At 72.6% G+C, this 23,544-nt stretch carries 24 protein-coding genes; 8 read left to right on the top strand and 16 right to left on the bottom strand.

Features of this window, described 5'->3' with window-relative positions; genetic code table 11:
- Window positions 1-11 precede the first annotated feature (11 nt).
- A complete protein-coding gene (locus ACFVYA_RS28760) occupies window positions 12-1,481 on the bottom strand; it encodes an amino acid permease (protein ID WP_387049365.1) in 1,470 nt (489 codons plus the stop codon).
- A 176-nt stretch (window positions 1,482-1,657) separates the two neighbouring features.
- On the opposite strand from ACFVYA_RS28760, the gene ACFVYA_RS28755 reads away from it, so the two are divergent.
- Complete coding sequence (locus tag ACFVYA_RS28755) at window positions 1,658-2,320, top strand: TetR/AcrR family transcriptional regulator (protein WP_387049363.1); 663 nt, start codon at window positions 1,658-1,660, stop codon at window positions 2,318-2,320.
- Here the strand turns inward: ACFVYA_RS28755 and ACFVYA_RS28750 are convergent.
- From ACFVYA_RS28750 to ACFVYA_RS28735, 4 genes are all read right to left on the bottom strand, one after another.
- A complete protein-coding gene (locus ACFVYA_RS28750; RefSeq protein WP_387049362.1) occupies window positions 2,317-3,468 on the bottom strand; it encodes a toll/interleukin-1 receptor domain-containing protein in 1,152 nt (383 codons plus the stop codon). The genes ACFVYA_RS28755 and ACFVYA_RS28750 overlap by 4 nt on opposite strands.
- A gap of 96 nt (window positions 3,469-3,564) precedes the next feature.
- Window positions 3,565-4,788 carry an HRDC domain-containing protein gene (locus tag ACFVYA_RS28745; RefSeq protein ID WP_387049409.1) on the bottom strand — a complete coding sequence of 408 codons (1,224 nt, stop codon included), beginning with the start codon at window positions 4,786-4,788 and terminating at the stop codon, window positions 3,565-3,567.
- Between the two features lie 98 nt (window positions 4,789-4,886).
- Window positions 4,887-5,603 (bottom strand): response regulator transcription factor, encoded by a 717-nt coding sequence (locus ACFVYA_RS28740; RefSeq protein ID WP_033291604.1) that lies wholly within the window; start codon window positions 5,601-5,603, stop codon window positions 4,887-4,889.
- 722 nt (window positions 5,604-6,325) lie between these two features.
- Window positions 6,326-6,889, bottom strand: coding sequence for a DUF3000 domain-containing protein (locus ACFVYA_RS28735; protein WP_285989908.1), 564 nt, complete (start codon window positions 6,887-6,889; stop codon window positions 6,326-6,328).
- Window positions 6,890-6,977: 88 nt separating this feature from the next.
- Between ACFVYA_RS28735 and hemE the strand changes: the two genes are divergently transcribed.
- From hemE to ACFVYA_RS28715, 4 genes are read left to right on the top strand one after another with little or no spacing between them, the layout of a single operon-like run.
- Entirely contained in the window at window positions 6,978-8,048 is a 1,071-nt protein-coding gene (gene hemE, locus ACFVYA_RS28730) for a uroporphyrinogen decarboxylase (protein WP_387049361.1), read from the top strand.
- Window positions 8,045-9,445: a protoporphyrinogen oxidase gene (gene hemG / locus ACFVYA_RS28725; RefSeq protein WP_387049359.1), complete on the top strand. Its 1,401-nt coding sequence runs from the start codon at window positions 8,045-8,047 to the stop codon at window positions 9,443-9,445. The genes hemE and hemG overlap by 4 nt, the downstream gene beginning before the upstream one ends.
- A gap of 57 nt (window positions 9,446-9,502) precedes the next feature.
- On the top strand, window positions 9,503-10,195 hold the full coding sequence (gene hemQ, locus ACFVYA_RS28720; RefSeq protein ID WP_013224514.1) for a hydrogen peroxide-dependent heme synthase: 693 nt from the start codon (window positions 9,503-9,505) through the stop codon (window positions 10,193-10,195).
- Complete coding sequence (locus ACFVYA_RS28715; RefSeq protein WP_387049357.1) at window positions 10,195-11,532, top strand: CoA transferase; 1,338 nt, start codon at window positions 10,195-10,197, stop codon at window positions 11,530-11,532. The genes hemQ and ACFVYA_RS28715 overlap by 1 nt, the downstream gene beginning before the upstream one ends.
- A gap of 344 nt (window positions 11,533-11,876) precedes the next feature.
- On the opposite strand, the gene ACFVYA_RS28710 is transcribed toward ACFVYA_RS28715, so the two are convergent.
- The 8 genes from ACFVYA_RS28710 to ACFVYA_RS28675 all read right to left on the bottom strand — a co-directional run bounded on the left by ACFVYA_RS28710 (window position 11,877) and on the right by ACFVYA_RS28675 (window position 18,197).
- Window positions 11,877-12,215, bottom strand: coding sequence for a hypothetical protein (locus ACFVYA_RS28710; protein ID WP_387049355.1), 339 nt, complete (start codon window positions 12,213-12,215; stop codon window positions 11,877-11,879).
- A complete protein-coding gene (locus tag ACFVYA_RS28705; RefSeq protein ID WP_387049353.1) occupies window positions 12,212-13,012 on the bottom strand; it encodes a DUF692 domain-containing protein in 801 nt (266 codons plus the stop codon). Before ACFVYA_RS28705 ends, ACFVYA_RS28710 begins: the two co-directional genes overlap by 4 nt.
- A complete protein-coding gene (locus ACFVYA_RS28700; RefSeq protein WP_387049351.1) occupies window positions 13,005-13,889 on the bottom strand; it encodes a TIGR04222 domain-containing membrane protein in 885 nt (294 codons plus the stop codon). Before ACFVYA_RS28700 ends, ACFVYA_RS28705 begins: the two co-directional genes overlap by 8 nt.
- A gap of 66 nt (window positions 13,890-13,955) precedes the next feature.
- Window positions 13,956-14,864 carry a TIGR04222 domain-containing membrane protein gene (locus ACFVYA_RS28695; RefSeq protein ID WP_387049349.1) on the bottom strand — a complete coding sequence of 303 codons (909 nt, stop codon included), beginning with the start codon at window positions 14,862-14,864 and terminating at the stop codon, window positions 13,956-13,958.
- 89 nt (window positions 14,865-14,953) lie between these two features.
- Window positions 14,954-15,376, bottom strand: a complete 423-nt coding sequence (gene msrB / locus ACFVYA_RS28690) for a peptide-methionine (R)-S-oxide reductase MsrB (protein ID WP_285989916.1) — start codon at window positions 15,374-15,376, stop codon at window positions 14,954-14,956.
- Between the two features lie 19 nt (window positions 15,377-15,395).
- A complete protein-coding gene (locus ACFVYA_RS28685) occupies window positions 15,396-15,701 on the bottom strand; it encodes a hypothetical protein (protein ID WP_199191365.1) in 306 nt (101 codons plus the stop codon).
- Between the two features lie 53 nt (window positions 15,702-15,754).
- Entirely contained in the window at window positions 15,755-17,368 is a 1,614-nt protein-coding gene (locus tag ACFVYA_RS28680) for a protein kinase (RefSeq protein ID WP_387049347.1), read from the bottom strand.
- Between the two features lie 166 nt (window positions 17,369-17,534).
- A complete protein-coding gene (locus ACFVYA_RS28675) occupies window positions 17,535-18,197 on the bottom strand; it encodes a TVP38/TMEM64 family protein (RefSeq protein WP_387049345.1) in 663 nt (220 codons plus the stop codon).
- Window positions 18,198-18,241: 44 nt separating this feature from the next.
- Here ACFVYA_RS28675 and ACFVYA_RS28670 point away from each other — a divergent pair, with 44 nt between their 5' ends.
- The 3 genes from ACFVYA_RS28670 (at window position 18,242) to ACFVYA_RS28660 (ending at window position 20,967) form a co-directional block, all read left to right on the top strand.
- Window positions 18,242-19,258, top strand: coding sequence for a DNA polymerase domain-containing protein (locus tag ACFVYA_RS28670; protein WP_387049344.1), 1,017 nt, complete (start codon window positions 18,242-18,244; stop codon window positions 19,256-19,258).
- A gap of 281 nt (window positions 19,259-19,539) precedes the next feature.
- Window positions 19,540-19,932 (top strand): DUF6221 family protein, encoded by a 393-nt coding sequence (locus tag ACFVYA_RS28665; protein ID WP_013224525.1) that lies wholly within the window; start codon window positions 19,540-19,542, stop codon window positions 19,930-19,932.
- A 36-nt stretch (window positions 19,933-19,968) separates the two neighbouring features.
- A complete protein-coding gene (locus ACFVYA_RS28660) occupies window positions 19,969-20,967 on the top strand; it encodes an LLM class flavin-dependent oxidoreductase (protein WP_387049342.1) in 999 nt (332 codons plus the stop codon).
- An 86-nt stretch (window positions 20,968-21,053) separates the two neighbouring features.
- Here the strand turns inward: ACFVYA_RS28660 and ACFVYA_RS28655 are convergent, their stop codons facing one another.
- From ACFVYA_RS28655 to ACFVYA_RS28645, 3 genes are all read right to left on the bottom strand, one after another.
- The gene (locus tag ACFVYA_RS28655) at window positions 21,054-21,563 is read right to left on the bottom strand and encodes an AAA family ATPase (protein WP_387049341.1); all 510 of its coding nucleotides are present in this window, start codon (window positions 21,561-21,563) and stop codon (window positions 21,054-21,056) included.
- Window positions 21,560-22,216 (bottom strand): maleylpyruvate isomerase N-terminal domain-containing protein, encoded by a 657-nt coding sequence (locus ACFVYA_RS28650; RefSeq protein WP_387049340.1) that lies wholly within the window; start codon window positions 22,214-22,216, stop codon window positions 21,560-21,562. Before ACFVYA_RS28650 ends, ACFVYA_RS28655 begins: the two co-directional genes overlap by 4 nt.
- A gap of 10 nt (window positions 22,217-22,226) precedes the next feature.
- On the bottom strand, window positions 22,227-23,544 hold a 1,318-nt coding region (locus ACFVYA_RS28645), incomplete at its 5' end, for a PucR family transcriptional regulator (RefSeq protein ID WP_387049338.1).

The following is a 23,544-nucleotide window of genomic DNA, read 5'->3' as shown; positions in this document are numbered from 1 at the left end:
GTCGTCCTCTCTCAGGTCGCGGGTTCGAGGGCGGGAGCGGGGCGCAGCCGCAGCCAGCAGAGCCAGCCGATCACCAGTGCGCCGCCGACGAACTCTATCGGGAACAAGAGCATCCAGGGGGAGCCCGAACCGGCGAGATCGTAGATCTCCGCACGCGGCCAGGCGATGTTCACGATCATGCCGATCCCGTACAGGACCGCTGCCCCGTTCAGCGGAACGCCCCAGCGACCGAGGGAGAACCGGCCCGGCTCGGCCGGGAACCGCCCGCGCAGCCGGTTCACCAGCAGCGGCCCGGTCACCAGCAGGTAAGCCAGGTAGACGACCACCACCGACGTCCCGGTGATCGTGCTGAACAGCGTCGGGTTGCCGACGTTGAGCAGCAGCAGCCCGATGGCGAGCGCGCCCGACAGCAACGCGGGCGCGACCGGCGTCCCGGTGCGCGGGCTGACCCCGGCGAGGCGGGCGGAAGCGGGGAGCGCGCCGTCGCGGGCCATCGCGTAGATCAGCCGGACGGTGCCGGTCTGGATGGTCAGGGTGCAGACGACGACGGCGATCGCGACGTCGGCGAGGAAGACCCGGCCGAGGGTGTCGCCGAAGACGGCGGTGATCACGTACGGCAGGCCGTGGCCGGCGAGCTGCCCGTCGGTGAGGCTCGGCGCGGCCATCAACGCGGTGACGACCACGGCGAGGCCGCCGATCCCGGAGACGAGCACGGCGCGCAGCACCGCCCGCGGAGCCGCCTTGCGCGCGTCCTTCGTCTCCTCGGCGACCGATGCGGCGGTGTCGAAGCCGTAGAGCACGTACGCCGCCATGAGTGCCGAAGCGAGCACGCCGCCGATCCCGGCGCTGGTGCCGGGCGCGTCGTGCAGCACCACCTGCGGACCGCGGACGGCGAACAGCGCCAGCCCGGCGATGAGGACGAGGACACCGAGGAGCTCGGCCGCGACGCCGACGTCGTTGATCCGCGCCATCAGCCGGACGCCGCCGGTGTTGACCGCGGTGGTGAAGACGAGCAGCAGGGTGCCGAGCAGCACGGCGTTGGCCGCGCCGGACGGCGACGTCACCGACGGATCGCCGCCGACGAACTGGAAGCCGTCCCACACCGAGGGGAGCACGACCTGCAGCGCGATCGCGGCCGCGGCGAGGGCGACGATGCAGCCGAGCAGCATCATCCAGCCGGCCAGCCAGCCGAGGAAGCCCTTGCTGAGCTGTTTCGCCCACTGGTACACGGATCCGGCGAGCGGGTAGCGGGCGGCGAGCTCGGCGAACATCAGCGCGACGAGCAGTTGACCCGCCAGCACGACCGGCCAGGTCCAGAAGAAGAGCGGTCCGCCGAAGGTGTAGCCGAAGCCGAAGAGCTGGAAGACGGTGGTGAGGATGGAGACGAAGGAGAAGCCGGCGGCGAAGGCGGAGAACCCGCCCAGCGACCGGCGGAGCTCTTGGCGGTAACCGAAGGCGGCGAGTTCGTCGGGTGGCGTCATGCGGGGCTCCTTGTTTCGATCGCTCGACAGAAATTAGGTCTCGGCCGCGACGTGATGATCTCCGCCGTGTTAGAGACCGGTTAACGCCCGGACCGACACGGCGTCAATGACGACATCCGGGCGTAACCGCGCCTCCGTGCGCGTGTCGCGGCGGCGGACCTGGCAAGATCACGTCCGTGGGCAACGGGTCGGGAGTCGGCAGGCCGAGGGCGAGCGGAGCGGCGGCGAGCCGCCCGGACGCGCGCCAGGCGGTGCTCGAGGCGGCGGGTGAGCTGTTCACCGGAGCCGGGTACGCGGCCACGACGACCAGAGCGATCGCCGAACGCGCGGGCTTGCGCCAGGCGTCGCTCTACTACCACTTCCCGGCGAAGGAAGACATCCTCGCGGCCCTGCTGGCCGAGACGGTCCGCCCGTCACTGGCCCTGGCGGCCCGCCTCGTCGCGGGCGCGGCCCCGGCGGCGGTCCGGTTGTGGGCACTCGCGTACGCGGATATCGGCCTGCTCGGCGGAGCCCGGCACAACCTGGGCGCGTTGTACCTGCTGCCCGAGGTCGGTTCGCCCAACCTGGCGAGGTTCCGCGTCGAGCGAGCGGAACTGAAGGCGGCGTACGGCCGGCTGGTGGCGGCTTCGGGCGTGGCACCTTCGGCCGTCGCGATCCGGACGGACCTGGTGTTCGGCTTGGTGGAGAGCATCGCGGTGATCCGCCGCGACGACCCGGCGCTGGACGTCGAGGCCCACGTGCGCGAGGGAGCCGACGGAGTGGTCCGGCTGGTGGGAGCGGAGCCGGCGGACGAGCTGCGCGCGGAGGCGCACCGGCTGCTGGCGACCCTCGCGGACTAGCGGGCCGCGCCGGGACGAGAGCCGCAGCCGCTCAGCAGGCTGCTGATGATCCGGGACAGTTCGCGCATCGTGCGCATTCCCAGCTGCATCGACTGCGCCCCGACACGCAGGGGGCGGATCGCCGCGCGCAGGGGCGCGTTGATCGCTTCCAGCGGGCGGATCTGCGTCAGGAACTCGGTGATCCGGGCCTCCAGTGCCATCAGCCCGGTCAGCATCTCGACGAATTCGTCGTATTCGCGGCGCGCGCGGTCCAGCAGCTCCGATGTCATGTGCGAGTCCATCAGGCGCATGTACGAACGGATCGTCGAATCGGTTTCCGCCACTGTGGTCTCGAACGCCGTGCCGACCTGCTGGATGTTGACCGCCATCGGTTTGATCGCGTCGGCCGCGCGGACCACCCGCGCCTTGATCGCTTCCGGGCGCAGCCCGGCCACGTCGCCGGTCAGCTGGCGCATTTCCTCGCCCAGCTCGTCGAGCGAGTGGCTGATCGCGTCGAACTGCCGTTCCAGCAGCACGCCGATCTTCGTGAGGTTTTCCTTGTATTCCTGGAGCCGCGGCCCGTCCCGTTCCGGGGGGACGCCGGCGAGGAGCAGCCGGTCGCACTTCTTGAGCTTTTCGAGGGTCGCCTCCGCGGAGCGGATCGCCCTGATCAGCTTGTCCGCCACCACGTCCATCGTGCGCCGCCATTCCGCGGTGCCGGCTCCGGCCAGCACGGCGTCCTTGATGTCGACGTACTGCAGCTTCTCGATGATCCGGATGTTGGCGTCGTCGCTCTGGCCGGTGATCAGCTCGTGCCCCAGCACGATCAGGGGCAGGATCAGCTGCGTGAGGCCGAGCTCGTTCGCCTTGGCGTAGAACGCGGTGAGCTCTTCCCGGCAGGCGCTGCTTTCGTAGAAGTAGTTCATCGAGATGACCGGGACGAACACCATCGCGGCGTTGAGCCCGTCCTGGATCTTCGTCCGCCAATCCTCGCCCCACCCGATGCTTTCACGGTCCACGAACACTTCGACCTTGCGCCCGTGCGCCGAGGCGCAGAACTTCTCCAGCGAATTCTTGAGCGGTGTGACGAAATTCAGGAAACTGTCATCTTCGTGGGTGAAGCTGAGAAAGCACTGCACGGCGGGCTGATCGGACATGAAATCGGTCATCGAGATACCTTCGGGCGGTGCGGGTTTTCCGGCGCAGCCTAGGGCAGCCGATGACCGGGGCAGAACGATTCCGGGAACTGTCCCGGATCTGTCCGTTCAGGAAGCGGTGGTCTGCAACGCCTTGCTCAGCACCGCCGCCGTCAGCTCGACCTGCCACGGCCGGGCGCCGCTCGCACGCAGGACCTCCGCCACCGAGTCCTCGTCCGTTTCGGCCGGGGGACGCCAGCACGTGCGCCGGACCAGGTCCGGCAGCAGCAGGTTCTCCACCGGGAGCCGGCGGTCCTCCGCGATGGCCGTCAAGGCCGCACGGGCCGCCGACAAGCGGGCCGCCGCGTCCGGGTCCTTGTCCGCCCAGCGGTTCACCGGGGGCGGGCCGTCCGTCGGCTGGGACGGCGACGGCAGTTCCGAAGCCGGCAGCGCGCGGGCCGCCTGCAGGTGGCGCAGCCAGCTCGCCGTGTACTTGCGCTGGACGCGGCCGCTGAACACCGGCAGCGCCTGCAGCTCTTCGACCGTCTTGGGGTCGGCCGTGACGGCGTTGACGATCGCGCTGTCCGGGAGGATCCGGCTCGGCGCGCGATCGCGTTTGCGGGCCAGCTCGTCCCGCGCCTGCCACAGTTCGCGGACGGCCGCGAGGCCGCGCGGGCTGCGGATCTTGTGCACACCGGACGTCCGGCGCCACGGCTCGGCCCGCGGGGGCGGCGGCGGGGCCGTCCGCACGAACTCGAACTCCTGCCGCGCCCACTCCAGCTTGCCCTGGGCGCCCAGCTCCGCTTCCAGCTTTTCGCGCAGCTGGACGAGCAGCTCGACGTCGAGGGCGGCGTAGTTCAGCCAGTCGACCGGCAGCGGCCGCTTCGACCAGTCGGCCGCGCTGTGGCCCTTCTCGAGGGTGTACCCCAGCAGCAGCTCGACGAGCGTCCCCAGCGCGACGCGTTCGTAGCCCGCCAGCCGGCCGGCCAGCTCGGTGTCGAACAGCGCCGCCGGGTGCAGGCCCAGCTCGGCGAGGCAGGGGAGGTCCTGGGAGGCGGCGTGCAGCACCCACTCCAGGGAATTCAGGACTTCGCGCAGCGGGGCGAGTTCGCCGTCCAGCGCGATCGGGTCGATCAGCACCGTGCCGGAACCTTCGCGGCGCAGCTGCACGAGATAGGCCTTGGGAAAGTACCGGTAGCCGGACGCGCGTTCGGTGTCGACGGCGACCGCACCGGAGCCCGCGGCGAGCTTCGCGCAGGCCTCGGCCAGCGCGGCCGCGTCGGTGATCACCGGGGGTGTGCCCTCGGCGGGTTCGCGTAGCAGCACAGGGCCGCCCGTGGACTCGATCTCCATCCCGGTGTCCTCGGCCTCAGTGCTTCCCATGGTTGACGACCCTACGGGACGGGCGTACCGCGCCTGGTCCGCCCGCCCCGCAGGGAGGTGTGCTTTCGTCAGCGGATGACGCCGGCTCGCATGGCCAGCGCCACCATCTGTGCCCGGTCGCCCGTGCCGAGCTTGCGCCCGATCCGGGAGAGGTGGGACTTGACGGTGAGGGCGGAGAGCGAAAGCTCCTCGCCGATCTCCTTGTTGGACTGCCCGTCGGCGACCAGCTGGAGCACCTCCACCTCACGAGCGGACAGCTCGCGCGGGGTGTTGTCGGTGCCCGCGACGCGGGTCCCGGTGGCCAGCACCGGAGCCACGCTCGGGTCGGCGTAGACGCCGCCTTCGAGCACGCGCCGCACGCCATCGGTCACGACGACCGGCGACGCGGACTTCAGCAGGTACGCCTGGGCCCCGGCCTGGAAGGCCGAGCGGACCGCGTACGGGTCGTCCGAGGATGCGAGTACGACCACGCGCGGCCAGCCGTGGCTACGGAGTTCCGTAACCAGCTCGATGCCGCTGCCGTCCGGCAGTCCGAGATCGAGGATCGCCAGGTCACAAGGCCCAGTGGCCTGTGCTCGCGCCCTCGCCTCGGCCACCGTGGCGGCTTCGTGGACGGTTCCCGCACCCATCTGTGCGAGTCTTGCTGCGATTGCCTCCCTCAACAGCGGGTGGTCATCGACCACCAACACGGAAAAAAGCTCTTCCCGCGGGTGCGGAACCATGCTCGCCGGCAAAGCACCGGCTGGCGTGGATCGGACGGCCTGAGATAAGCCGACGGTAGCCACGTCACTACCTCCCTGGAGTCGGTCGTGCCCCCCGACCGGCACCGGGACCTTCGGCCGTTCAGCCGCGCCAGCTTTAGACCGAAAGTGGTGTCGTCGAAGGCACTGTAGCCGCCCTGAGGCCGTTGCGGGGGGATCGAATGGGTATCTATCTCAAACGAACAGTCACTCAGTGGGTTCGTAGTAACACGATCGGGCTAGTACACGGCCGGTTGCTAACGGATAGCCCAGTGAACACGATGCTAAGGAGTTACCGGCGCCCAAATGGCCGTGCAGATGAGGCGTGCAGCTGCCGGTGCGCCTAGTGGCGGGGGTCCGGATGGGCGCCCCCGACCCCCGGAATGTGGCTCCGGCCGGGGCTTGATCGACTCCCTCACGAGGCTTCCGGAGCGCCTGTCCACGCCCGGAGCCGTGACTGTCCGTGTCTGTTGCGGGGTGCTGGTGACCGTGGGGCCCTCGTTTTGATCTTGTTGCGGTGCGTGACCGCGAGGAGTCACGAACGAGGAGACGTGAAACGACCTCGGGGATGGCCGCGGCGCCCGGGGGTGCCCCGGTGGTCATCCGCGGTACTCGGCCCGCGAGGCGGCATCTCAGCGGCCCGGGGCCGGGTGAACAGCGTTCTTTGGACGTGAATTTTGCTCACATCCGTACAAGGAGCGCTCCGGGGACGGCCCGGGCCGGCCGGCCGTTGCCGATTCGTTGCCGAAGATCGCCCGGACGCCGGGTCAGGAGCCCTGGCGCTGCCCGAAGAGGGTCACCCCGACCGGGGGCAGGCCCACGACGCTCGCCATCACCTGGCAGAAGGCCTGCCCGTGGGGCAGCAGTCCCGCGTCCGTCGGCGTCCACGACGCCCGCAGCTCCAGGTCGTCTGTGCGGGCCGGGCCGGAGAGGTCGCCGAAGCGGGCCGACGACGTCTCCGTCACCGTGCCGCCCAGTGCCTTCCAGCTCGCCCCGGACACTTCCAGCGCGTCGGTCAGCCACGACCAGCCGACCGCCGGCAAGAACGGGTCCGTCGCCAGCTCCCGGTCCAGCTCCGCGCGCACGTACATGACGAGGCGCAGCACGCCGTCCCAGCCGTCCTGGCCGTCCGGGTCGTGCAGCAGGACCAGCCGTCCCGAGGCCAGCACGTCGGCGGGCCCGGACACTTCGCAGCTGACCGCGTACGACCACGGCGCGAGCCGCTGCGGCGCGCGCATCGGCTCCAGCAGCACCTCCCGGCGGGGCCGGACGGACTGCAGCGCCGCGACTGCTTCGCGGAAGAGTTCGGGCACTGGCGTCATCGCGGTCACGCACCGACTTTAGGGCGGGCACGCCCTGTTGCGGGCGCAGGCGCGCCGAGAGAACGGCCCGCCCGGGCTCGTGGCACGATTGACCACGATGTCTCAGACCACGCCCCTGCCGCGCCACGCCGTCCCGTCCGGTCGCCGCGAGCTGCCCGAAGCCCCGTTCCTGGCCGCCGCGCGCGGTGAACGCCCGGCCCGCACGCCCGTCTGGTTCATGCGCCAGGCCGGCCGCTCGCTGCCCGAGTACCGCGCGCTGCGCGAGGGCGTGCCGATGCTCGATTCCTGTTTCGATCCCGAGATGCTCGCCGAGATCACGCTGCAGCCGGTCCGCCGCCACGGCGTCGACGCGGCCATCCTGTACAGCGACATCGTGGTGCCGCTCAAGGCGGCCGGGGTCGACATCGACATCGTGCCCGGCACCGGCCCGGTGGTCGCGACGCCGGTGCGCGACCTCGCCGCGGTGAAAGCGCTGCCGGAGCTCGAGCCCGAGCAGGTCTCGCAGGTCGCCGACGGCGTCCGGCTGCTGGTCGAGCGGCTCGGCGGCACCCCGCTGATCGGGTTCGCCGGCGCGCCGTTCACGCTGGCCAGCTACCTCATCGAGGGCGGCCCGAGCCGCAACCACGAGCACACCAAGGCGCTGATGCACACCTCGCCCGAGGTGTGGCACGAGCTGGCCGGGCGGCTGGCCGACGTCGCCCTGACCTTCCTGCGCGCCCAGCTCGACGCCGGCGTCGACGCGGTGCAGCTGTTCGACTCCTGGGCCGGGGCGCTGTCCGAGCGGGACTACCGCGAGTTCGTCCTGCCGCACTCGGCCAAGGTCCTCGCGGGCGTCGCGGAGTACGGCGTGCCGCGCATCCACTTCGGCGTCGGCACCGGCGAGCTCCTGGCCGCGATGCGCGACGCGGGCGCCGACGTCGTCGGCGTCGACTGGCGGATCCCGCTCGACGAAGCCGTGCGGCGCCTCGGTGGGCGAGCGATCGTCCAGGGCAACCTCGACCCGGCGCTGCTGCACGCGTCCTGGCCGGTGCTGGAGGCCGAGGTCCGGCGGATCGTCGAAGAGGGCAAAGCGGCCGACGGCCACATCTTCAACCTGGGCCACGGCGTGCTGCCGGGCGTCGATCCCGACGTGCTGACCCGCGTGGTCGGGCTGGTGCACGAGCTGTGAAGCGCGTCGCGGTCGTCGGGGGCGGCGTTTCCGGGCTGACCGCGGCGTACCGGCTGCGGCGGCTGCTCGGCCCCGAAGCCGAGATCACCGTCTTCGAGAAGACGACGGCCCCGGGCGGGAAGCTGCGCACCGCCGAGCTGGCCGGGGTGCCCTACGACGTCGGCGCCGAGGCCTTCCTCGTCCGCCGCCCGGAAATGCTCGCGCTGGCCCGCGAGCTCGGGCTCGACGTCGTCCACCCGACGAAGGCCCGGGCGAAGATCCACGCGGGCGGCGCCGTCACCGGGCTGCCGCCCGGCACGGTGATGGGCGTGCCGGCGTCCGCGGAGTCGGTGGCCGGGGTGCTTTCCGAGGCGGGGCGCCACGCGGTCGAAGCCGAGCCGTCGCTGCCCGAGCTGCGGCTGCCGGGCGGCGACGTGCCGCTGGGGCCGTTGCTGCGCGAGCGGTTCGGCGACGAACTGGTGGACCGGCTGGTCGACCCGCTGCTCGGTGGCGTCTACGCGGGTGGCGCCGACGGCCTCGGCCTGCGCGCCACCATGCCCGGCCTGGCCGCCGCGCTGGCGGCGGGCGCGGGCTCGCTGACCGCGGCGGCCGCCGCGCAGCTGCCGGCGAACCCGTCGACGGCGCCGGTGTTCGGCACCGTCCCGGGCGGCCTCGGCACGGTGATCGACCGGCTGACCGCGGCCTCCGGCGCCGAGCTGCGCACCGGCCTGCCGGTGTGCGAGATCGACCGGCACGGCGACGGCTGGCGGCTGCGCATCGGCGCGGCACCGACCGCGCACGCGCCGGCGGACAACCTCGCCGAAGCGGACGCGGTCGTGCTCGCGGTGCCCGCGCCGTCGGCCCGCCGCCTGCTCACCGACGTCGTCCCGGCGGCTTCGGCGGCCTTCGGCGAGGTCGAGCTGGCGTCGATGGCGGTGGTCGCGCTGGCGCTGCCGCCCGGCACCGCGCTGCCGGAGGCGTCGGGGATCCTGATCGGCCAGGGCGAGCGGGACGCTTCGGGCGTGCCGTACGCGTCGAAGGCGTTCACGTTTTCGTCCCGGAAGTGGGCCCACTACGGCACCGGGCCGGTCCTGGTCCGCGGCTCGGTCGGCCGGTTCGGCGAGCCGGGCGCGCTGCAGTTCGACGACGTCGAGCTGGTCCGCGTGGTCCGCGACGACCTCGCCCGGCTGACCGGCGTGACGGCGGCGCCGGTGGAGACGCTGGTGACGCGGTGGGGCGGCGGGCTGCCGCAGTACGGCGCCGGGCACCTCGACCGCGTCGAGCGGATCGAAAAGGCCGTCGCGGAGGTACCGGGCCTGGCGATCGCCGGGGCGACCCTGCACGGGGTCGGGCTGCCGGCCTGTGTCGCGACGGCGGAAGCCGCGGCGCAGCGGATCGCCGCGCACCTGACCGCGTGAGTGCTCTCACCCCGACCCGTGGCGGCGACGGTGCCGCCGCGGTGACAGGATGGGGACATGGCGCGGGTCAACTACAACGAGCTCAACGACACCATCCGCTACACCACCTGGTCGGTCTTCCGGATCGAGCCGGGGCGGCTGGGCGAGGACCGCGGGACCGCCGGCCGTGAGACCGCGGAGTACCTCGACGGGCTGGAAGCCAAGGGCGTCGTCGTCCGCGGCGTCTACGACCTGTCCGCGTTGCGTGCCGACGCCGACTTCATGATCTGGTGGCACGCCGAGGAGATCGAGCAGGTCCAGGCCGCCTACGCCGGGTTCCGCCGGACGCCGCTGGGCCGCGCGTCGACGCCGGTCTGGAGCCAGACCGCGCTGCACCGGCCCGCCGAGTTCAACAAGAGCCACATCCCGGCCTTCCTGGCCGGTGAAGAGGCGCGCAAGTTCATCTGCGTCTACCCGTTCGTGCGGTCCTACGAGTGGTACCTGCTGCCGGACGCCGATCGCCGCAAGATGCTCGCCGACCACGGCAAGGAAGCCCGCGACTACCCGGACGTGCGCGCGAACACCGTCGCGTCGTTCGCCCTGGGCGACTACGAGTGGATCCTCGCCTTCGAGGCCGACGAGCTGCACCGGATCGTCGACCTCATGCGCCACCTGCGCGGCACCGAGGCGCGGCTGCACGTGCGCGAGGAGATCCCGTTCTACACCGGCACCCGCGTGCCGCCCGCCGAGCTCGTCGCGGCTCTCCCGTAGTGCGCGAGGTCCTGGACGGCGTCTGGCGCACCCTGACCGGGGACGCGCCGGGACCGGTCGAGCTGACCGGCGCCGAAGACGTGCTGCCCGGCCCGTACCGGGTGGCGGCAGCGGCCACGGCGTCGATTGCGGCGGCGACCCTGGCCGCCGGGGAAATGCTTCGGTTGCGTGACATCGAGCCCGGCGTCGTCACGGCGGACACGCGCCACGCGGCGGCGGCGTTCCGGAGCGAGCAGCTGCTGCGGGTGGACGGCGTCGGCGCGGAGTCCGTCTGGGCACCGCTGTCGGGCGACTACCGCGCGGCCGACGGCTGGGTCCGGCTGCACGCCAACTACCCGCGGCACGAAGCGGCGGTGTGCTGGGGCCTCGGTGTCCCCGGGTCCCGCGAGGCCGTCGAAAAGGCGGTCGCCGGACGCCGGACGCGCGAGGTGGAGCACGCCGTCGTGTCGGCCGGGGGAGCGGCGGCCGAGCTGCGTTCGCCGTCGGACTGGGCGGCGCACCCGCAGGGCGAGGCGGTGGCGTCGCTGCCGCTGGTTTCGCTGACACCGCTGGGCTCGGCTCCGAAACGGACCCTGTTCTACTCGGACCGGCCGCTGGGCGGGATCCGGGTGCTGGAGCTGACGCACGTGCTCGCCGGGCCGGTGGCCGGGCGGGTCCTGGCCGCGCACGGCGCCGACGTCCTGCACGTCGGGGCCGCGCACCTGCCGCGGGTCGAGGCGCTGGTGCGGGACACGAACCAGGGCAAGCGTTCGACGTTCGTCGCGCTGGACACCGAGGGCGGCCGCGCGCGGCTGAAGAAGCTGATCAGCCGCGCGGACGTGCTGGTCCAGTCGTTCCGCCCGGGTGCGCTGGAGCGCATCGGGTTCGGGCCCGCGGAGCTGGCCGAGCTGCGGCCGGGCTTGGTGATCGCGGACCTGAGCGCGTACGGCTGGGAAGGCCCTTGGGCGCGCCGGCGCGGGTTCGACAGCCTGGTCCAGATGTCGAGCGGCCTGGCGTGGGGCGAGCCACCGTCACCACTGCCGGTCCAGGCTCTGGACCACGCAACGGGCTGGCTCACGGCGGCGGCGGTGATGACGGCGTTGCACCGCCAGGTCACCGACGGCGGAACGTGGCGAGCCGGGCTGTCCCTGGCGGGCACGGGCCGATGGCTGGATTCCCTGGGCCGCAAGGAAACGCCGGCGGCGGACGTCGACTACGGCGACCTGCTGGAGGAAACGGACAGCGGCTACGGCCGGATGACGCGGGTCCGGATGGCCGGCGGCTTGCCGGGCGCGCAGCCGTACTGGGAGTTCGGGACGCGGATGCCGGGAGTCGACAAACCGACCTGGACGCCCTGAAGCGGAACCTGCCCTGAGGCGGACTGCGCGCGGAAGCAGAACCCGCCCGGAAGCAGAACCCGCCCGGAAGCAGAACCCGCCCACCCTTGGGGGCCGCCCCAGTTCCAGTCTACCGGCTCAGTCCGACGAAAAGCCTGGTCAGACCGGGGTTGTCCACACCCCGGCGGGATTGTGGATCAGCGCGGCCGGAGGTGCTCCGGTCGGCACGGCTTTCGCTCGGCGGCCTTGCGGACCAGCGCGGCCGAAGGTGCTCCAGCCGGCACCGCATTCGCCTGGCGGGATTGTGGGTCAGCGCGGCCGAAGGCGCCCCAGCCGGCACCGCATTCGCCCCGCGGGATTGTGGATCAGCGCCGCCGGAGGCGGTCCACCAGCCGCCGCTTCGGCTTCGGGAGGTGGCCGTGCTCGATCAGCCACGTCACGAACTCGTCCGCGTACGCCCCCGACCGTTCCGTCGCCTTCTTCGGCCGGGCCGCCGTGAACTGCGCGAACAGCGGCCCGTACCGCTCGCCCAGCGCCTCCGCCAGCTCGGGCCGCTGATAGGCCAGCACCCGCCCGTGCTTCCGGCGGAGCACCTGAGCCTCCACCTTCAGCCGGGCGGGGTCGAAGCCCGCCGGGGCCGGGCCGTCGGCCAGCAACGCGTGCAGCAGCTCCGCCTGGCGCCGGGCCAGCTCCGAACGGCTCACCCCGTCACCGCCGCCCGCAGGGCCGACAGCTCCGCCGCCAGCTCGTCGTCGGTCGGGTAGTCGTCGTCGCGCTCCAGCAGCACTCCCGGTGGGTCCGTCCGGCGGCGGAGCTCCGTCAACAGCGCCAGCACCTCCGGCAGGACCGGGTGCGCGTGCGTGTCGTGGTAGACGCCGTCGCGCTCGATGCCGCCCGCCATGTGCACGTACGCCAGCCGCTCCCAGGGGATTCCGTCCAGGAACGCCACCGGGTCCGTGCCGATGTTGCGGGCGTTGGCGTACAGGTTCGCCACGTCGATGATCAGCCGGCAGCCCGTCCGGTCGGTCAGCTCGGTGAGGAACTGCTCCTCGGTCAGCTCGGCGTCCGGCCAGTCGAGCACCGCGGCGATGTTCTCCAGGGCCAGCGGCACGTCCACGATGGACTGGGCCAGCCGGACGTTCGCCACCAGCACGTCCAGTGCCTCGCGCGTGCGGGGGAGGGGCATCAGGTGCCCCGAGTCGAGGCCGCCCGCGCGCACGAAGCACACGTGGTCGCTGACCAGCGGCGCGTCCAGCGCCCGCGCGACCTCCGCGAGGTGCTGGACGCGGCCGGTGTCCAGCGGCTCGGCCCCGCCGAGGGACAGCGAGACGGCGTGCGGCAGCACCGGCAGGCCCCGCTCGCGCAGCGTCACGAGCGTCTCCGGCAGGTGGTCGGCGTGCAGGTTCTCGGCGACGACCTCGACCCAGTCCACGCCCGGCAGCCGCGCGATGGACAGGTCGAGCTCGTGCCGCCAGCCGATCCCGATGCCCAGCTCACCCACCGCAGCCCCCTCCGCCGCACGACGAACCGCACGAAGACCCGCTGCTGCACGACGAGCTCGAGCACGACGAGCCGCCCGACGAACCCCCGCCGCCGGAGCCCGCGGACGGCATCAGGGCCGCGCTCAGCTCGTCGTCCGGGTACATCGCCCAGCCGCCCAGTGCGACGGCGGCCACCGCGCCGCCGAGCAGCACGCCTCCGGCGAGCGCTCCGGCCGGCATCGGCCCGCTCGCCGCGGCGCGCGCTTGGCCGAGGACGCGGTGCCCGGCGGCTGACGGCCGACGGGCAGCCGTCTTCAGACCGGCCGCGGACGCCAGCGCCAGCACGGTCGCGAGCAGCGTCAGGAAGAGCAGGATGCCGACCGGCCTGCCGAGCGAGACGCCGTTGACCAGCCTTGCGATCCCCAGCACCAGCACGGCCAGCTGCAGGACCAGTCCGAACGTCCTGGCCTGCCGGTTCGCCGACGACAGCAGCCCCCGCTCGTCCAGGCTGTCCGCCAGCGCCCGCATGGCCGCCGACCCGCGGACCTTCGCCCGGATCACCGCGGTCGTCTTGAGCTTCGCGATGTCGAAGACGGCCCGCTCCAGCGGTTCCACCGGCCGCGTCCCGGTCTTGCTGATCTGCTTGTAGCTGTTCACCCGCAGCTGACCGCGCTCCACCAGCGCCGCGATCGCCGCGTCGGTCGCGCGGTCGGGGCCGCCGGCCAGGAACGCCAGCTGGTAGACGGTCGGCGGCGGGCCCGGCTGCGCACGGCCGGGCCGCCGGGCCCAGGAGACGGCGATCCCGGTCACGACGAGCCGGACCAGCAGCACGGCGCCGAGCAACGCGATGTAGAGGACCACGAAATCCGGTCCGGAGATGCCCCACGGGTCGGTCATCGCCCGTCTCCCCTCAGTGTGTCGCGGTTACCGTAGCTGTGAGACGCATGCGCTCGCGTCGGCGTTTCAACCACCACAGCCCCCGCCGCCGCCGCCACCGCAGCCGCCGCCCCCGCCGCCGCACGAGCTGCCGCCCCCGCCGCAGGAGCTGCCGCCGTAGTAGCCGACGGCCGCGCCGCCGCCCCCGCTCGCCCAGCGGGTGCGCGGGCGGCGGGCGGCGCGTGCCGTGGACTGCTGCGTGGCGCGGCTGACGGCCAGCCGGACGTCCTTCTCCGGGTGGCTGCCGAAGCCGTCCGCCGCGACGGCCCCGGACGGACCCGTGACGAGCGTCCGGGTGCGGCGCGCCTCTTCCGCGGCCCTCCGGCCGGCGAGGGTGGCCTTCACCTGGGGCTTGTTCGCGGCGCGGACCGTGGCCACCACGGCCGCGACGGTGTTCAGGGCGAGCAGGCCCAGCAGGAAGCCGACGGGGTGCCCGGTCGAAGAGCCCGCGATCAGCCGGACGACGCCGAGGACGAACAGCGCCCAGAGCGCCACGGCGGTCAGCAGCCGGGTCCGGCGCAGTTTCCGGACGTCGGTGAGCAGCGCGCGGGCCACCAGCCCGGCCTCCAGGTCCGCCACGGACAGGTGGCGCGCCACCTCGGCGCGCACCCGGTCGACGGAGCTGCCGGTCTTGCCGATCCGCGCGAGTGCGGCCCGGCCCAGGTCGTCGGTTGCCGAACCCCGGACGCGGTGCACGCATCCGGTGCCGTCGAGCCGGATCAGCTGCCGCTCGAGCAGCCGGGCGACGACCAGTTCACCGGCGCGCTCCCGCCCGCCGGTCAGCAGCGCCAGTTCTTCGGCCGTGTCCGGTGCCCCGCCGGTGCGTCCCCGCGCGAGCAGCGCGGCGCGCACTACCGCGACCAGCGCCACGAGAAACAGCAACCCCAGGTAGAGCCCCGCGAACACCGGTCCGGGAATACCCCAGGTGTCGGTCATGAGTCCGCCCTCCCTCGTCCGTGTGCGGAGACTACGTTCGAGGAAGGGCGGCGGGTTGCTCGCTTAAGGGAGATTTAGGGCGGCGGGTTTTACGGCTCGGTGACCAGTTTCAGCGAGATCGAGTTGATGCAGTAGCGCTGGTCGGTCGGGGTCGGGTAGCCCTCGCCTTCGAAGACGTGCCCGAGGTGGCTGTGGCAGGAGCCGCAGAGCACCTCGATCCGCTTCATGCCCATGGTGCGGTCTTCGCGCAGCAGCACGGCGTCGGAGTCGGCCGGGTCGTAGAACGACGGCCAGCCGCAGTGGCTCTCGAACTTCGTGTCGCTGCGGAACAGCTCGGCACCGCACGCGCGGCACTCGTAGACGCCGGTGGCCTTGGTGTCGGTGTACTCACCGGTGAACGGCCGTTCGGTCCCCGCTTGGCGGAGCACGGCGAACTCGTCGGGGCTGAGCTGCGCCCGCCATTCCTGCTCGGACTTCACGACGCGAGGGGTCGCGCCGACAACGGGTTTCATACCTTTCACCCGATCCACGTTACGCCGCGAGCCAGGCGAGGGCGTGCACCACGATGTCCCATGCGGCCACGATCACGCCGAGCACGATGAGGATCACGATGAGGGCCGACACCCAGTAGCGCAGCCCACCGAGGCGGTTGCTGGAGTCGGCGAAATCGGCGACGCCGTCGAGGGCGGCTTCGATGGTGTAGTTCGGGCCACAGCGTTCGATGCGGTCGAGGTGCTCGGCGAACGCGCGCGCCTCCGGGTCGTACGGGTCCAGGCCGACCAGGTCCTCGTGGAAGCGAGGATTCGGGCCCGGCAGTGAAGCTCCGTCGTCGGCCATGCCACCACGGTAGGCCATCCGCGCCGCTCAGCCCACCGGACGCGCGTTACGTCTCAGAGACCTGTGTTGGGGTTCGCGTCGAGCTTGGTGTTGCTGTCGATCAGCATCTGACCGCCGACCAGGACGATGTGGTACTTCCGGCGCGAGCCGTTGAGTTCCATCGTGAGGTCCAGCGAGCCGTCCGACCCGTTGCCCACCGCGGTGGCCTTCTGCCAGCCGCTGAGCTCGCCCTTGTGGTCGGCCCAGTAGGCCTGGTAGTCGGCCTGCGAGCCGTAGACGGCCTGCGCGGCGGGGGTCAGCAGGCCCCAGCCCTGCTCGACAGCGGGGTAGAAGGTGTTGGCGAGCAGCCGGCCGGCCGAGCCGAAGTCGGTGATCTTGCCCTCGGAAGGGGTCTTGCCCAGGTCGGCGGGCGGCGCCGAGGTGCTCGGGCTGGCGGACTTGGGCGTGCTGCTGTGGCCCGTCGTCGGCTGGTTGCCGGGCGACTGGGCGGTCTGGTTGCCGCCCGAACCGCCGTTGCCGGAGTTCAGGACCAGGAACACGATCACCGCGACCACGACGACCGCCGCGCCGGCGCCGGCGAACAGCGCGAACTTGCGCTTGTTGTCCGGCTTCGCGGTGCCCGACGAGTACTGGGGGGCCCTGGCCGACGGCGCGGCCGCGGGCACCGGTCCGGGCGGGGTGTTCGGCGGCGCGGCCGGGGACCGCATCGGCATGAACGCCGCGGTCGGGCGCGGCGGGTTCGACGGCGCCTTGTTCGCCGGCACGGGCGTGCCGACCGGCGGGGACGAAGGTGCCTTGTTCGCCGTCCGCTGCCAGGGCGGCCGCTCGCCGTCGTCCGCGGACGCGGGTGCGGCGGGCTTGCGGCCCGCGCCGCCGGAGAGCAGCGGCGGGGACGCCGTCATGCCGCCGGGCTCGGTGCGGGCCAGCGCGGCCAGCCGCTCGCGGGCCTCGGCCATGCTCGGCCGCTCGCCCGGCTCGCTGCGCAGCAGGCTCATCAGCAGCGCGGTGGCCCCGCCCGCCTGCACCGGCGGGTTGATCTGGCCGTTCGCCGCCGCGTAGAGCAGCGCGAGCTGGTTGGTCGTGTTGCCGTACGGCGTGGTGCCCTCGATCGCCTGGTAGAGGGTCGCGCCGAGGGCGAAGACGTCGGAGCTGGGCACCGGGTCGGCGCCGCGGGCCAGTTCGGGCGCCAGGTACGCGGGCGTGCCGCCGATCAGGCCGGTCGCCGTCAGCGTCATGTCGCCGGCCGCGCGGGAGATGCCGAAGTCGGTGATCTTCGCGGCGCCGGTCTCGTCGATGAGGATGTTGCCCGGCTTGACGTCACGGTGCACGATCCCGGCCCGGTGGGCCGCCACCAGCGCGGACGCGACCTGCTCGCCGATGCGGGCGACCCGCCCGAGCGGGAGGGTGCCCTCCTCGGCGAGGATCGTGGAGAGGCTGGGCCCGTTCAGGTACTCCATCACCAGGCACGGGTCGCCGTTGTGCTCGGCGATGTCGAACACGACGATGGCGTTCGGGTGCTGGAACCGGGCCGCGTTCTTCGCCTCGCGCATCGCGCGCTGGCGCATGTTGTCGCGCTCGGTCTCGGAGACGCCCGGCTGGGGGAGGATCTGCTTGATCGCGACGTCGCGCTCGAGGCGCACGTCGGTCGCGCGCCACACGACACCCATGGCACCGCTACCAATGTGCTCGACGAGGCGGTAGTGCCCCGCGATCAGCTGACCGGTGTCGATGGCGACTGCTCCTGACGAAATTCCCGGTGGTGGTGGCCCTGCTCAGCGCGTTACCGCTTCGCGCACCCGATCGAGTGTAGCGGTCGGCCGCGCGCTGTTCGCGTCAGCCAGCCGGTCCGGCGGGCTGCGATTCGGCCGGTGCCCGCTTCTTGAACACCTTGACCAGCCCGATCGCTCCGGCCAGCGCGAACACGCCGTAACAGGCGAGCAGCGCAGGCGGCGTGTCGCCGGTCAGGGCGTCGCCGAGGACGACCACGGCAACCGTGCCGGGCACGCTGCCGAGCAGCGTACCGGCCAGGTACGGGGCGAGCCGCACCGAGGACACCCCGCAGAGGTAGCTGAAGGGCGCGAACGGCACCACCGGGATCAACCGCAGTGACGTGATGGCGAGGACGCCGCCGCCGGAAAGGCGGTCGTTGACCGTCTTCACCGCGGACCGGTGCAGGTGCCGGGTGACCAGGTCGCGGCCGAGCAGCCGGGCCAGGCCGAAGGAGAGGCCGGCCGCGATGGTGGTGGCGACCAGGCCGATCGCGATCCCGGCCGCGGTGCCGACGAGCAGGCCGGCGGCGAGGTTGAACACCGTGCGCGGGATGGGCGCCACGGTGAGCAGCGAGTACGCGACGAGCAGCACGAGCGGGGTGGCGGGGCCGGTGGTGGCGGCCCAGGCCCGCAGGTCGGCCGGACCGGGGATCGGCAGCAGCACCGCGGCCGCCGCGAAGGCGGCGAGCACGGCGAGCGCGACGATCAGCTTGGTGCGGCCGGACACCCGTTCGAGCCTACCGGCCGGCTTCCGCGCGCTAGCGTGGCCGCATGCCCAAGCACGGTGACCCGGTCGAGTACGAGGTGGGCGGGCGCACGGTCCGCGTCACCAGCCCGGACAAGGTGTACTTCCCCCAGCGCGGCATCACGAAGCGGCAGGTCGTGGAGCACTACATCACGGTCGGCGCGCCGCTGCTGCGTGCGATCGGCGAGCGTCCGACGACGCTGAAGCGCTACGTCGACGGCGTCGAGGGCGACTGGTTCTACGCCAAGCGCGTGCCGAAGGGTGCGCCCGAGTGGGTTTCGACCGCCGAGATCACGTTCCCGTCCGGCCGCAAGGCGGCCGAGGTGTGCCCGACCGAGCCCGCGGTGTTCGCCTGGGCGGCCAACCTGGGCACGTTCGACTTCCACCCGTGGCCGGTCCGCCGCCCGGACACCGACCACCCCGACGAGCTCCGGATCGACGTCGACCCGCCGGACCGGGCGGGCTTCGCGGACGCGGTCGAGGTGGCCGTGGTGGTCCGCGAGGTCCTGGCGGACGCGGGCCTGACGGGCTGGCCGAAGACCTCGGGCGGCCGCGGGGTGCACGTGCTGGTCCGCATCCGGCCGGAGTGGGATTTCGTGGCGGTCCGGCACGCGGTGATCGCGCTGGGCCGCGAGGTCGCTCGCCGGATCCCGGAGAAGGCGACGGTCAACTGGTGGAAGGAGGAGCGCGGGGGCCGGGTGTTCCTCGACTACAACCAGGCGGCCCGCGACCGGACGGTGGCTTCGGCCTGGTCGGTCCGCGGCACCCCGCGCGCCACGGTGTCGACGCCGTTGACGTGGGACCTGCTGGGCGAGGTGGACGCGGACGACTTCGACGTGCTGACGATCCCGGCGTTCCTGGAGAAGCACGGGGACCTGCACGCACCGATGGACGCCTCGCCGTTCGGGCTGGAGACGGCGTTGGAGTGGTACGAGCGGGACCTGCGCGACCACGGGCTGGGCGAGCTGCCTTATCCGCCGGACTACCCGAAGATGCCGGGGGAGCCGAAGCGGGTCCAGCCGAGCAAAGCGCGTCCCGAGTGACCTCACGGCTTGCGGCAGCCCTCCGGGACCATTCGTAACCACGGCCACAGCCGTGGCGGTCATCACCGGATCAGCGACCACACCGGGGATTTACGCTCGACCGAAAGAACCAATCCGAACACGGAGTGATCACCCAGGCGCCCGCTGTCGCCTTTCGGGTCACAAATGTTGCACGGCCGATCGCGATGTCACGATCTTGGTCTCCGACGGCGTAACGTGCGGTCCCGGATCGACGACTCCCCGGGACCGTCGGGGAGCGGGTCCGAGGAAGGAGGCCGTTCGTGGACGACCTGATCGCTTTCCTCGCGGCGCGCGTGGGCGCGCGGCAGGCGTTGATCATGCAGGCCGTCAACAAGGCGAAGGCCGGCGAGGTGATGAACCGCGGCGAAACGAAGGTCGCCGTGGAGCAGAAGATCCGCGGGCTCACCGACCTCGAGCTCGACGTGGTCAACCAGATGATCAACGAGATCGAGGCGACCCGGCGGATCCTGCTCGCCCACCGCACGACCGTGTCGGAGAAGGTCCCCGGTTTTCCGCTCTACGGCAGCGAATACTGGTGTGAGACCTGCCACGTGCCCGCCGACGAGGCCGGCTCCAACTGGTGCCTCACGCTGCGCCTGCTGGCCCTGCCCTACGCCGACCACCCGGAGTACAGCGAGCGCTGGCGCCCCTGACGGGAATCCCGCCGGACGCCCGGCGTTGCACCCCGCGTGACGTTGTTCTCCGTGCTCGACCGCTCGCCCGTGCGGCGGGACCGCGGGCCCGCGCAGGCGCTGCGGGACACCGTCGCCTTCGCCGCCGCCGTCGAACGGCTGGGCTACCACCGGTTCTGGGTGTCCGAGCACCACGGCGTGCCGGGCGTCGCCGGGTCCGCGCCGACCGTGCTCGCCGCCGCCGTCGCGAGCGCGACGAGCCGCATCCGCGTCGGTACCGGGGGCGTGATGCTGCCGAACCACCGGCCGCTGGTCGTGGCGGAGCAGTTCGGCGTGCTGGAAGCGCTTCATCCGGGCCGGATCGACATGGGCCTCGGCCGGTCCGTCGGCTTCACCGGCGGCGTCCGATCGGCGCTGGGACACGGCAAAGAGGACGCCGGCGACTTCGGCGCGCAGGTCCGGGAGCTGCTCGGCTTCTTCACCGGGGAACACGCTTACCCCGGCGTGCACGCCTACCCGGCCGAGGGGCTGCGCGTGCCGCCGTTCCTGCTGGCCACCGGGTCGGGCGCGGACCTCGCCGCGGAACTCGGGCTGCCCCTGGTGATCACCCCGGTGCGCGGTGAACGTGCGCTGGCCGAATCCGTGACGCGCTACCGGAACGGGTTCCGGCCGTCCGGGTGGGCGCGCGAGCCGTACGTGGTGGTGTCGACGGCGATCGCGGTGGCGGACTCGGCGGCCGACGCGCGCCGGTTGCTCGTCTCGGAAGCCTGGGCGACGGTGTATTCGCGCTCCCACGGCATCTTCCCGCCCCTGGAGCCGCCCGACGGCATTCTCGCGGCGCCGATGACCGACCGCGAGCGCGCGCGGCTCGAGGAGACTTTGGACGGTCAGGTTTCGGGCACGCCGGCCGAAGTGGCGGACCGGCTGGGCAGGCTGGTCGCGGTGACCGGCGCCGACGAAATCCTCGCCACGACCGCCGCCTACGACCAATCGGCGTGGCTGGATTCTTTCGCCGCGCTGGCCGAACTGGCGGAGCTTCGCATTTCCGCCGGGTGAATTGCCGCCGAATTGTCCGGCGATCGCGTGGGTTATCGGATTTCCGGCTGCCTCGGCACCGCGTGGAACAATCGCCGGAGCGGATTTCAGCGGGCTCGCACCCGTTCCGCGATGCCGCGCGCCACCTCGGCCGGCGTTTTCCCCTCCGTGGACACCAGCGTCGCCGACCGGCGCAGCCACGGCAGGGCCTCGCCGTAGCGGTCGACGTGGTCGAGTCGCCACTGGCGGGCGAAGGTGTCGGCCGACTCCTCGATCCGGCGGCGCAGCTCGGCCGCCTCGGCGTGCAGCACGAAGTGGGCGACCGGGACGCCGCGGCCGGCCAGGCCGTCGAAGATTTCCCGCGCGTACGCCTCGACGAGGACGGTCTGCGGGATGACCAGCGTCCCGGCGTGTTCGTGCACCCGCGCCGTGTTCTCCACGACGAGGGGCCGCCACAGCGGCAGGTGCTGGAAGTCGCCCTCGTGCTCCGGGAACGCCGTGCGCAGCAGGTAGCCGACGAACTCCGTGTCGAACGTCCGGGCGCCCAGCAGGCCGGCGAGCTCGCTCGCGGTCGTCGTCTTGCCCGCGCCGAACGTGCCGTTCAGCCAGACGATCACCCGAGCACCAGCGGCAGCCGCGCGGCCACGTCGCCCAGTGCCTCGCGCTCGGCGTCGGTGGGGGCGCGGCGCCCCGTCGCCACCAGCAGGACGTCCTCGTCCGGGAACGACGGCGGGAACTCCGCCCCCGCGATCTTCTCCAGCATCACCCGCGTGCGCGCCAGGCCCTCGGCAGGCGGCCCGGCCGCCGACGGCACGTTCGCCACCAGGTCCAGGTGGTGCAACGTCCACTCCAGCACGTACGCCGACAGGTAGTCGCCCGCGGTCAGCACCATGTCCTGCGTCGACACCCGCGTTCCCGGGTCCGCCAGGTCCGCCGCGCGGCCCGCCGCCGACCCCACGTCGTCGAGGTGGAACTTCAGCAGCGCCGGGTCCTGGTACGCCGCCGCCAGGCGGACGATCAGCGCCGACAGCGGGTCGTCGCCCGACGGCGGGGTCCCGGACACCGCCCAGTACGTGATCGCGTCGTGCGTCAACGCCGAGGACACCGGGGTGGCCAGCGTGATCAGCACGTCCTGCGCGTCGATCACCAGGTGGCAGACCAGGTCCCGGACCAGCCAGCCCCGGCAGCCCGACGGCTTCTCGAACTCGGCATCGGGAAGGGAAGCGACCGCGGCGCGCAACGCCGCCCACGTGCGCGAAAAGAGATCCACGCGCGCGAAGCTAGCAGGGTCGAAGCCTCAATTGCAGCTGAGTCAACAGCCGCTGCGCCGGATCCTCGAAGTCCACTCCGGACACCTCGGCCGCGCGGCGGACGCGATACCGGACCGTGTTCGGGTGGATGTTCAGCACCCGCGCCGCCGCGCGGACGTCGCCGAACGCGTTCAGCCAGGCCAGGACCGCCGGCACGAGGATGCCGCCGTGCTCGGTGTCGTGCTCCACGAGGGTCGTCAGCCGCGGGTCGCGGATCCGCGGCTGCGCGTCCAGGAAGGCCAGCACCTCCGACAGCAGCACTTCGGCGCGGACGTCGGCGAGCGAGGCGACGTCCGCGGCCCAGTGCCCGCGCGTCATCGCCGCCAGGACGCGGTCGGCGTCGCCGCGGGAGGCCGCCGCCTCCGACAGGCGGGGTACGACGCCGCCGAGGGCCGCCCGCACCGGGACGTCCAGGTGCCGGCGGGCCGTGGCGGCGATTTCGCGGGCCAGCGCCAGCACCGCCGCGTCGGAGTGCTCGGGCAGGTCCGGCAGCAGCGCGTAGACGCGGCCGCCGATCACGCTCACCAGCGCGCTGCGCCGGTAGGCCGCCGTGTGGACGGCGATCAGGTGGACCAGTTCGGCCCGCCGCAGCTGCCGGTTGTCCGATCGCTCCAACGAAAAGGCCAGGACCTGCGCCGGCCGCGCGGGATCCGCGCCGATGTCGTCGGCCACGGATTCCGCGTCCAGCCGCCCTTCCAGGAGGCTGGCCAGGAGGTCTTCGCGCAGCCGCAGTTCCGGGCTCGGCAGCGTGCGGGCCCGGATCAGCTGCGGGGCCAGGGTGCGGCTCGCCCCGAGCAGCGCCGTCTCGGCCCGTTCGGTGAGCGGCTGGGCGCCCTCCTGGACCCAGATCGTGCCGAGCGGCTGCTTGCCCGCGTGGATGCCCGCCGCGATGCGGCGGCGGATGCCGAGCTCGGGCCGTTCGTCGATCCGGACGATCCCTTCCCCGGCGCGGAGCCGCTGGTAGACGCCCCATTCGCGCAGCATCGCGAGGTAGCGTTCCGGGCCTTCGCGGCCGAGGATCGACAGCCGGCGCAGCTCGTCGACCTCGTCGCCCGCCCGCGAATACGCGAGCACGCGGTTCGCCGTGTCCTCGATGCTGACCAGGCCGCCGGTGAGCGTCGCGATCGTCTGGGCCAGGGCGAACAGGTCGCCGAGCACCTCGCCGCCGGCCGCCTCCCCGCCCGCGCGGGCGGCCTCGACGACTCCGCGCGCCAGCGATTCGACCTGCTCCCAGCGCGCCTCCGCCCCCGCAGGAACTTCTGGAAGTCCTCGGCCCACTGCGCATACC

The sequence above is a fragment of the Amycolatopsis sp. NPDC058278 genome, assembly GCF_042881395.1.
Lineage (GTDB): Bacteria > Actinomycetota > Actinomycetes > Mycobacteriales > Pseudonocardiaceae > Amycolatopsis.
Note: the sequence above shows the minus strand (reverse complement) of the source record. Positions and strands in the feature narration are given on the sequence as shown.